The organism is Trinickia sp., from assembly GCF_051961175.1.
GTDB lineage: Bacteria > Pseudomonadota > Gammaproteobacteria > Burkholderiales > Burkholderiaceae > Trinickia.
Genome location: NZ_JBQCDN010000450.1, coordinates 1 through 10,729 on the forward strand (window position 1 = coordinate 1; position 10,729 = coordinate 10,729).

7 protein-coding genes are annotated in these 10,729 nt (G+C 60.8%); 6 read left to right on the top strand and 1 reads right to left on the bottom strand.

Annotated features, from left to right (window positions below; translation table 11 throughout):
• Positions 1-480: 480 nt before the first annotated feature.
• The 5 genes from ACTHL0_RS25700 to ACTHL0_RS25720 all read left to right on the top strand — a co-directional run bounded on the left by ACTHL0_RS25700 (position 481) and on the right by ACTHL0_RS25720 (position 8,684).
• Entirely contained in the window at positions 481-4,206 is a 3,726-nt protein-coding gene (locus ACTHL0_RS25700) for a CheR family methyltransferase (protein WP_440569892.1), read from the top strand.
• Positions 4,207-4,287: 81 nt separating this feature from the next.
• Complete coding sequence (locus ACTHL0_RS25705; protein WP_440569893.1) at positions 4,288-4,854, top strand: GNAT family N-acetyltransferase; 567 nt, start codon at positions 4,288-4,290, stop codon at positions 4,852-4,854.
• 95 nt (positions 4,855-4,949) lie between these two features.
• Positions 4,950-5,924, top strand: coding sequence for a LysR family transcriptional regulator (locus tag ACTHL0_RS25710; protein ID WP_440569894.1), 975 nt, complete (start codon positions 4,950-4,952; stop codon positions 5,922-5,924).
• 4 nt (positions 5,925-5,928) lie between these two features.
• The gene (locus ACTHL0_RS25715; protein WP_440569895.1) at positions 5,929-7,167 is read left to right on the top strand and encodes a DUF445 domain-containing protein; all 1,239 of its coding nucleotides are present in this window, start codon (positions 5,929-5,931) and stop codon (positions 7,165-7,167) included.
• A gap of 335 nt (positions 7,168-7,502) precedes the next feature.
• Positions 7,503-8,684, top strand: coding sequence for a hypothetical protein (locus ACTHL0_RS25720; RefSeq protein WP_440569898.1), 1,182 nt, complete (start codon positions 7,503-7,505; stop codon positions 8,682-8,684).
• A gap of 156 nt (positions 8,685-8,840) precedes the next feature.
• On the opposite strand, the gene ACTHL0_RS25725 is transcribed toward ACTHL0_RS25720, so the two are convergent.
• Entirely contained in the window at positions 8,841-9,005 is a 165-nt protein-coding gene (locus ACTHL0_RS25725) for a hypothetical protein (protein WP_440569896.1), read from the bottom strand.
• Between the two features lie 400 nt (positions 9,006-9,405).
• Between ACTHL0_RS25725 and ACTHL0_RS25730 the strand changes: the two genes are divergently transcribed.
• Positions 9,406-10,581: a hypothetical protein gene (locus ACTHL0_RS25730; protein WP_440569897.1), complete on the top strand. Its 1,176-nt coding sequence runs from the start codon at positions 9,406-9,408 to the stop codon at positions 10,579-10,581.
• The last annotated feature ends 148 nt before the right edge of the window (positions 10,582-10,729 follow it).

Genomic DNA, 10,729 nt, shown 5'->3' on the forward strand with positions numbered 1-10,729 from the left:
TCGGACATAAGGGGTATGGATGAAGCGCGATTCCTACGGCGTAAGCACTGAGTATACGCCCGGCCTCTGGGCCAACCGTTCGGCTAATCGGCCCCATGCCGGCAACCAAGCTGGCAAACGCTCCTCCGAATTCGCGACAAAGCACGAAATCGCCCGCGCGCCTGTGGGCGGTTCAGGCGCGGTCCTTGCGGGCAATAGGTGGAAAGGACCGAACAGTAACTACTCGAGACACGATCGTATTGGGGGCATCCGCGGGGGCGTCGACGCGCTCACCGCAATTGCCGCGGCGTTGCCCTGAGCGGTTCCCCGCCGCCGTTTTCGCCGTACTACACGGCGGCGCGCATCCAAGCATCCTTCCCGAGTTACTGCGACGCGCCGGGCGCTTGCCGGCGCACCACGCACGCGACATTGGAGCAGCGCCTGTACAAAACAGACCAATCGCCGTAAGCCGGGGCCCCAATTTTCATTGAGCCGGAGACGATGCCGAAGCATAGCGATGGATCATCGGCGCCCACCCACGTCGACTTTCCGGTCGTGGGTCTTGGCGCGTCGGCGGGTGGAGTGGTTGCACTCCAGCAATTTTTCGAGGCGTTACCGGCCGCGACAGGGGCAGCGTATGTCGTTGTTTTGCACCTGTCGCCCGAGCATCCGAGCAGCCTCGACGCAGTCCTCCAGAAAGCAACCCCGATGCCCGTCGTGCAGGTTTCGAGAAACGCGGCATTGGAGCGCAATCGCGTTTATGTCGTTGCCCCGTCGAGCGCGGTGACGATCGACGGCAATCAACTCACCGTAGTCGCTACAACTGAAGCACTGGCCGCCACTGCCGCGATCGATCTATTCTTTCGTTCGCTCGCGGACTCATGCCGCGAGCATGCCGTCGGCATCGTCTTATCCGGCGCCGGCTCCGACGGCTCCGTCGGCATCAAGCGAGTGAAAGAACTGGGCGGCATCACGATCGCGCAGAGCCCGGACGATGCCGAGCATTCCAGCATGCCGCAGGCCGCCATTGAGACGGACATGGTGGATTTCACGCTCAGTGCGAGCGAAATGCCCCAGCGCCTGCTCGATCTGTGGACGCAAGCCCGGCGCGTGCGGTTGCCCGATGCGCTGGTGCAAGCCGAAGACGATGACACGCGCTGGGCCGCCGACGATCCGCTCTCCGAGCGCAATCAGCGCGCCCTCCGCGAAATCATGATCGTGCTGCGCACCCGCACCGGTCACGATTTCAAGCATTACAAGCGGGCGAGCGTGCTCCGGCGCATCGACCGCCGCTTGAAAATCAACGGGTTGACCGATCTCGAGGAGTACCGCGATTTCCTCCATCTTCACGCCTCTGAGACGAAAGCGCTGCTGCAGGATTTACTCCTCAGTGCAACCCATTTCTTCAGGGACCGCGAAGCCTACGAGAAGCTGCGTACGGACGTTCTGCCACTGCTATTCGCGCAACGTGCGACGGAAGATCCCGTGCGCGTTTGGGTGTCGGGGTGCGCAACGGGAGAAGAGGCGTACTCGATCACCATGCTGTTGCACGAGGCGTCGGTCAGCAGCGCCGCACGCGCGCCGTTCCAGGTATTCGCCACCGACATCGACGACCGCGCGATCGAGGTCGCGCGCCAGGGCGTGTATTCGGAGGCCGTCCTGGGCGACGTCGATGCAACACGCACGAAGAGGTATTTCGTCAAGAACGGCTTCAATTACCGCATCAAGAAAGAGCTGCGCGAGCGCGTGTTGTTCGCGGTGCATAACGTCCTGAGAGACCCGCCGTTCTCCCGGCTCGATCTCATCTGCTGCCGCAACCTCCTGATCTACCTGAATCAGCAAGCACAAATCGATACGCTGCACGCCTTCCATTTCGCGCTCAATCCAGGCGGATTCCTGTTCCTTGGCGCATCCGAAACCACCGAGGGCGCCAGTTCGCTCTTCGCCCCGGTGGACAAAAAGGCACGTATTTTTATCAGCGACGGCAAACGGATGCCACCCCACCTGCACCGTACGCCCACCGTCGCGAACGCGATGCTTCCCGTTACATCGGCGCTCCCGCCTTTGTCTCCAGCGCGCAAGCCGCGCGTCTCTTTCGGCGAGCTTCACGGGCGGCTGATAGAGGACTATGCGTTTCCCAGCGTGCTGATCAACCGCCATTCTGAAATCGTGCACGTGTCGGGCCGCGCCGGCCGTTTTCTGCAATTCGCCGGCGGCGAGCCGTCCCACAATATGCTTGCCACGATTCGGCCCGAGCTGCGAACGGCCTTACGTAAGACGATTTACATGGCGATGAAAGCGCAGCAACGTGTCGATGCGCTGCCCGTGACGTTTGCTCACGAAGGCCGTTCGATCACGGTGCGGATCATCGCCCGCACCGTCCACGACGACGAAGCCAACGACGATTTCGTGCTTGTCTTGTTCGACGAACTGCCCGCAGGCGTCGACAAGGTGCACGAAGAGGCGGTGCCGGACGCACAGGCTTCGATGATCACGCAACTCGAGCAAGAACTCCAAAACATAAAAATTCAGTTGCAGCGAACGGTCGAGCAATACGAAACGTCCAATGAGGCGTTGCGTGCATCGAACGAGGAATTGCAGATGACGAACGCGCAACTGTCCTCAACGGCGGAAGCGCTGGAGGTCCACAAGGAAGACCTCGAAGCCGCCAATTCGGAGCTGAAGACCGTCAATACGGAGCTCCATGCCAGAGTCGGACTAACGACGAAAATCAATGACGACCTGCAAAACCTCATGACCGCCAACGATGTCGGGGCGCTCTTCGTCGACCGGAAATTGCGCCTCGTGCGATTCACGCCTCGCGCGAAGGACATTTTCAATGTCCAGGACGCCGACATCGGCCGCCCGCTGAGCGGGATCACGCATCGGCTTCAGTACGATAGCCTCGAGGCCGATGTCGCTGAGGCATTCGATTCGCTGCGCTTGGTGGAGCGCGAAGTACGAAGCAACGACGGGCGCTGGTTTTCCGCCCGCTTTCAGCCCTATCGAGCGACAGGCGACCTCATCGACGGCGCGGTGCTTTCGTTCATCGACATCTCATCGCAAAGAATCGCGGAGGAGCGCCTCCACAGCTCCAGTCAGACGGCGCTCGAAGAATTGGAGCGGCGTCAGGACGAGTTTCTCGCAGTCGTCTCGCACGAACTGAAGCATCCGCTGAATGTCATCAGTGCGAGCGCGGAACTCATCGCGCGCTCGTCTACCGCGCAACGCGAGCCCATGCTCGCCCGGGCGGCCCACACGATTACGCGGACCGTATCGGGCCAAACGCAAATCATCGACGATTTGCTCGATATCTCGCGCGTGCGCACGGGCCAGCTCTCGATCACGCAGACGTCCGTCGATCTGGCCGATACGGTGCGGCGCATCTGCAGCACGGTCCGGCAAGAAGCGCGGCGCGACGGCATCGATTTCGCAGTCTCCGTGCCGGATCACGCAATCACCATCAAAGCGGATGCCACGCGCATCGAACAGGTAGTGTGGAACCTCATCAGCAATGCGCTCAAATATACCGGCCGCGGCGGGACTATCGGCGTGACGCTGACGGAAGAAGACCCTGTCGCCAAACTCATCGTCGCCGACAACGGCATGGGCATCGATCCCGGCATCTTGCCCTATATCTTCGAGATGTTTCAGCGGGGGCGGAATGCGAGCACATCGCGATCGGGCGGGCTCGGGATCGGGCTTTCGCTCGTGAAGGAACTGGTCGCGCTCCATGGGGGGCGCGTATCGGCACACTCCGATGGCCTCGGCCATGGTGCCACGTTCACCGTCGAGTTGCCGCGCATATTCGGCGACGCAGACGCCCCCCCGAACGACAGCGCGCCGCCAACGTTCCTGCGCGACACGGAGGTGGTGGTCGTGGACGACGACCGCGAAACGGTCGAGGCATTCAAGTTGTTGCTCGAAACGGAAGGCGCCAACGTGATCGTGGCCACCGCCGGCGACGAAGCCCTGCGTATCCTCGATCAGCGCTGTCCGTCGTTTATCCTGTCCGACTTGGGCATGCCGGGCATGAGCGGCGTCGAATTGATCGAGGCGGTACGCAAGCGCAACCAGCTTGCGGGCGTGAAAGCGATCGCACTCAGCGGCTTCGGCCGGGACAGCGACGTGCAAGCAGCCCTGCGCGCCGGCTTCGATGCCCATTTGACGAAGCCCGTGACGCTCGATGCATTGCTAAACACGATGGCGCGCCTGCGGGCGCGATGAACGTTCCGGTGCCCAACATCGCGTTGACGCGGCGTTTGCGGCGAGCTACGCTCTCGCCGGCCCCTTTATGCGCCGATCGCCATGACGTCCATCCTTCCACCCCGGCTCGACCATCGTCTCGCCACGCAGCGTCTCTCGCTCGAGCCGGTCAGTGTCGATTGCTCATACCAGCTGCTCGAGTATCAGCTCGACAATCGAGCGCATCTCCAGCCGTGGGAGCCGCTGCGCCGAAGCGATTTTTTCACGCTCGACGCCGTAGCGGCCAGGGCACGTGCGATGGCGAACAGCATGGCCTCGGGCAACGCGTTGCATTGGTTGATGTTCGAAGGCGATACCGTCATCGGGGAATGCAATTTCACGAACATCGTCAGAGGGCCTTTTCTGGCGTGCCATCTCGGCTATTCGATCGATCATCGGCGCGAAGGCAAGGGGTTGATGCGCGAAGCGCTGACCACGTCGATCGAATATGTATTCGACCGCGTGGGGCTCCATCGGATCATGGCCAGCTACCGGCCCGAAAACGCGCGCAGCGCGCGGCTCTTGAATTCGCTCGGCTTCCAGCGCGAGGGATTCGCGCGCGCCTACTTGAAAATCAACGGCGCCTGGGCCGATCACGTGCTGACGGCGCTGATCAATCCCGACGTGTGACCGCCGCCGTTTTCGCGGCAAGGTTGCGCGAAAGGGCTTGAATCCGCCCTGCGTGACGGTCTATCCTTTCCCGTTGGTCATCCGAGGGAGATGGTATGGACCGCATTCAAGCCATGGAAGTCTTTACCCGCGTCGTCGATGCGAACAGCTTCACGCGCGCGGCCGAAACGCTCGGCATGCCGCGCGCATCGGTCACGACAATCATCCAGAACCTCGAAGCGTTTCTGGGCATACGGCTCATGCACCGCACCACGCGCCGCTTGTCGCTCACACCCGACGGCGCCGCCTACTACGAGCACTGCATCAAGATCCTCGGAGAAATCGCCGAAGCCGACGCAAGCTTTCAAGCCGGCAACCGCGGGCCGAGCGGCCTGCTGCGCGTCCACATGCCGAGCGCACTCGGGCGGCGTATCGTGATCCCGGCCCTGTCGACGTTTCACCAACGCTATCCCGATGTCACGCTCGATCTGGGCCTCTCCGATCGCCCGGTCGATCCAATCGAGGAAGGCGTCGATTGCATGATCCGCGTCGGCCCGCTCGAAGATTCATCGATGGTGGCGCGCCGCATCGGCATGCTCAAGCGCGTGACGTGCGCTTCGCCGGGCTACCTGGCCAAGCGCGGCGAACCGAAAACCATCGACGAACTCGCCGCTCATCATGCCGTGAATTTCCGTGCCGCTCTCGGCGGCCGCCCGATACCGTGGGTGTTCGTGATCGATTCCGACGTCGTCGAAGTCAAGATGGACAGCCTGATCACCGTCAACGATGCCGATGCCTATATGACCTGCGCGATCGAAGGGTTCGGCATGATCCAGCCGACGCTGTTCATGGCGCTGCCGTATCTGCTCGACGGCTCGCTCAAGGAAGTGCTGACGGGGTGCAATCCGAAGCCGAAGCCGATTTCGATCGTCTATCCGCATAACCGCCATCTCTCCGCGAAGGTCCGCGCATTCGCGGAATGGATTGCGGAATTGTTCGATTCGATGCCCGCGCTCGAAGATGTCTCGCGCACGCGCGAACAAGCGGTGGAAAAGCCTGGACGGCCACGGCGCGATGCCGTCACGGCGTAGGGGAATGGCGGTTGACAAACTGCGCGCGTACTCGCGCATGAAACGGCTCGCCACCGCCCTGCTCGCGGCGATGGCCGGTATCGACGTGGTTTCGCGCCTCTTCGAACCGCGCTACCCCGTGCTGGGGTTCGTGCGCGCCGGGGCCGAAGCCGCCATGGTCGGCGGCATTGCCGATTGGTTCGCCGTCACCGCCCTGTTCCGGCATCCGCTCGGTTTGCCGCTGCCGCACACAGCGATCATTCCGCGCAATAAAGACCGCATCGGCGAAAATCTGGCCAAGTTCGTGGAAACGAATTTTCTGGCCCCCGAGCTCATCGCCAGCAAGCTCGAACGCATCGACTTCGCCATTCAGTTCGCCCACTGGCTCGCCGTCCCTGAACGCGGCCGGCAAATCGCGCAATGGATGCTCGATTTTTTGCCGAACCTGCTCGCGGCCATCGACGACGAAGACGTCCGGCATTTCATCCACGACAACGTCGCCCGGCGTGTGCACGAGATCGATACGCCGTTCGTTGTCGGCACGATCGCCGATACGCTGCTCGAGGATAACCGCCATCAGGCTGTCGTCACCGAACTGCTCGAACAACTCGCGCAACTGTTCGAGGAACACAAGCCGCTGATTCGGCAGCGCGTGCGCGACAGCACCGCGTGGATCTGGAAAAAACTGTCCATCGACGAAAAAGTCTCCGACAATCTCATCGCCGTCGTCGACGATACACTCAAAGAACTCAGCGAGAATCCCGATCACGCATGGCGGCTCGGCTTCGACGAAGCGATCCGCCATTTCGTGGTGCAGTTGAGAACGTCGCCCGACTATCTCGCCAAATGGGAAGCGCTCAAACATCGCTTCGTCGAGCATCCCGCGCTCACGGCCTACCTCGCCACGCTCTGGCGAGACATCAAAGCGGGCATCGAGCATGATGCCGCCGCCCCTCATTCCTATATCAAGACGCGTATCGAAGAAGCCATTGCCGGTATCGCCAACGGTTTGCTCGACGATAGCACCATGCGCCAAAAACTGAATGCCTGGCTGAAAGAAACGATGCTGATCGTCATTACCGGCCAACGACACGCCATTGCACGCCTGATTGCCGAAACGGTGCATCATTGGGACGCCGCCACCGTCACGCAAAAAATAGAATTCGAAGTTGGGCGCGACCTTCAGTTTGTCCGTATCAACGGCACGGTGATTGGCGGAATTGTCGGTCTGTTGCTGCATACGATCGATGTTTTGGTATTTTGATTTTTGAGTTTTCGTTCCACCCTCTACCCCACTGCAGGCCCATCCGAAGCGGTGCCAGCCCCGCCAAAACTAGCGACACTGTGCACACTGCGCCACTCTTCACATCCCGGCCGCCTCAATTTTTGTAAGATTTTTTCTAATTGATCGAGCAAAGCACTTAACGTTTGTTTTGCGACACCCACTTTTTTTCATCAAAAAAAACATCGAAGCTACGCATCGCCGCGCGAGCAATACAGCGAAGTCAAATGACCAATTCACTTGCGTGCATTCGGGCGGCGAGACCAGTCGAATTTCAACTATTCGATTAAACGATCAACTATCAAAAAACGGGTGATATCTTGCTTAAGATCAGTTCGGGATTGCTTGCGATCGGCGTCGCTCTGGCGCTCGCAGGCTGCGGCGGGGGCGGCGGCGGAGGTTCGCCTGGCGCGGGGGCAAACAGCAGTGCCGGCAGTGCGGCCAGCGCCGCGCCGACACTCGCGGCGGCGACTTCGGTTATCGATGGCGCACCGCTTGGCAAAGAGAATTGGCAAGCCGGTTCGACCGCGACGGGCGGCCAAGGACAAGCCATCAACGGCTTCAACTGCGATCCGGCCGGCAAAACCTACACCTACACCCATCTGTCCATTTTCATGAACGGGACGCAGTTGGCGTTGCCGGCGAACATCGGTGTCGTCCAGCCGACGCTCACGGCACCGAAAGGCTGCGTCTATCCGCTGAACACCGTCGATGAAACCGGCAAGATCCGCATGCAGGAACCGAGCAGTTCACCGTACACGCTCGGCCAATTCTTCGCCATTTGGGGCCAACCGCTCACGCAGACGAACGTGGCTGGCCTGCAGGGTTCGCCCATCACTGTCTACGTCAACGACGGCGGCACGCTATCGCAGTACACCGGCTGTCTGTGCACGCTCACATTGCCGCCGCACGGCGAAATCACGATCATGATCGGCACGCCGCTCGCGCAGATTCCCACCTATACGTGGACCGATCCGCCGCCGTTCGATCCGAATCCGATCGCGCTGACCTTCGGCGGCACAGTGGGCACGACGCCGTATTGGCCCGATGGCGATACAGCGACGGGCGGCGCCGGTGCCGACGTCGACGGCCTGACCTGCTCCTCCAATATGGTCGTCAATTATCACGTGCATGCGCATCTGGCGATCATCTACAACGGCCAGTGGCTCACCATGCCGCAGAACATCGGCGTGACATCGGCGTGCCACTATGAAATGCACATGCATGACCATACCGGCATCATCCATATCGAATCGCCAACCCTCACCGCTTTCACGCTCGGCAAGTTCTTCGACATCTGGGGCGAACCGTTAACCAGCACGAACGTGGCGGGATTGTCGGGCGAAGTTGTCGCCTATATCAACGACAACGGCGAATCGCGCCGCTATATGGGTGACTTGCGCGCGATCGAATTGACGTCGCTTCGCGACGTGACGCTGCAAGTCGGCACGCCGGCGATCAATACCCTCGCAACGTACTCGTGGTATGAGCCGCAGTAAGCCGGCTCGCGCATAGCGCACTGTCGACTTACCGTCGTCTTTCTGCACGCCGTGGCAATCGAACGATCGCTATGGCGTGCAGAAGCTTTTTTGCACCTCGGCATCCGTTCCCGGCGTGTCGACACGTCGTCCATTGGGGCGGCTGATCGAAATGTGTTAGCCAGCCATTCGCCTTTTTTCAGGTACGCGCCTCCTCATCGGTAAATCCGCCTCGTCCTCCTTGGCGTATCCCGTCGTGCCTGCTTGCTGGCGGCGATTCTTTCCGACCGTTCCACGCTTCGCAATTTTTTTTGCTTTTTTTAGAATGCCCGTGTATGGCATCAAGCACTCCATACAATCTCGCCGTTTTATTTTTCTTGCCGCACAAAAACGTCGCCGTTAGGCTTTAGCGCACAAGAGATACAACGAGCTTCAACTCCATTCCCTTATCCACCGGCACGTATTCGTGCGGCGAGACCAATGGTTCCGGCGCTATGCGGCGGAACCCGAGCGATGCGCGCGGGCCCACGCACGAAATGCACGACGGTCCGTCATCCAGTGCAGCGCGTTCCACCATGCGGCCATATGGCCTCACGCGCAGCACCCATCGCGATTGAGAACGGCAAGGACGATCACCGCACCCGCGCATGAGCCTGCATGCCTTTAGGCTTGGCGCAGGCGTGATGGCCCTATGCACTCCCGTTCATTCGATTCAACGATCGACTAACAAGACAGGGGCAACATGTTGCACAAAATCAGTTCAGGGTTTCTTGCGATCGGCGTCGCCTTCGCACTGGCGGGCTGCGGTGGCGGAGGAAGCGGCGGCGGTTCCACGGGAGCCGGCTCCAGCAGTAGCGCGGGCACCCCGGCGCCAACCCTTGCAGCCGCGGCTTCGGTTACCGACGGCACGACGCTCGGCACCGAGCATTGGCCGGCCGGTTCGACGGCGACGGGTGGCCAAGGACAAGCGGTGAGCGGGCTCAACTGTGCCGTGGCCGGCAATACCTATAGCTACACCCACCTGTCCATTTACGAGAACGGAACATTGCTGGCGGTGCCGGCGAACATCGGCACGGAGCAGCCGACTGTCGCGTCACCGAAGGGCTGTGTCTACCCGCTGAACACCGTCGATGAAACCGGCAAAATCCGCATGGACACGACGAGCAACGCGTCATACACGCTCGGTCAGTTCTTCGCGATCTGGGGCGAACCGCTCACGCAAACCAATGTGGCGGGCTTGCAAGGATCGGCGGTCACCGTCTATGTCAATCAGGGCGGTGCGCTGACGAAGTACGCGGGCGATCTCGCCAGTCTCGTCCTGCCGCCCGGCGGCGAAGTGACGATCATGATCGGCACGCCGCTCACGCAAATTCCCACTTATACGTGGAGCGATCCGCCGCCGTTCGATCCGAACCCCATCACACTGACATTCGGGGGCACGGTGGGCACGACGGCATACTGGCCCGACGGCGACACCGCGACGGGGGGGAGCGGTCCCGACGTCGATGGCCTGACGTGTTCGCCCAACATGTCGGTGCTCTTCCACGTGCATGCCCATCTCGCCATCGTCAATAACGGACAGTGGCTGCAGTTGCCGCAGAACATCGGCCTGACCGGATCGTGCGACTATGAAATGCACACGCACGACCACACCGGCATCATCCATATCGAAGCGCCGAACGAGAAGATGTACACGCTCGGCCAATTCTTCGACATCTGGGGCCAGCCGCTGTCGGCCTCTAACGTGGCGGGTTTGACCGGCAATATCGTCGCCTATATCAACGATAACGGCGAGTCGCGCCGTTACATGGGCGACCTGCGTGCGATCGAGCTGATCTCCCATCGCGACATCACGCTGCAAATCGGCACGCCGGCCGTCACCACGCTTGCGACGTACTCCTGGTACGAACCGCAATAATGGATCGCGGTAGGCACGCTCGCGTCTGATCGGCACGTCGTGGCCCCGCCCACCCCAGACACAACCAAAAAAACCCACCCCCAAAAAACCAAAAAAAAACAACCCCAAAATAGAAAAAACAAAATAAATTAACGAACCAAAACCAAAA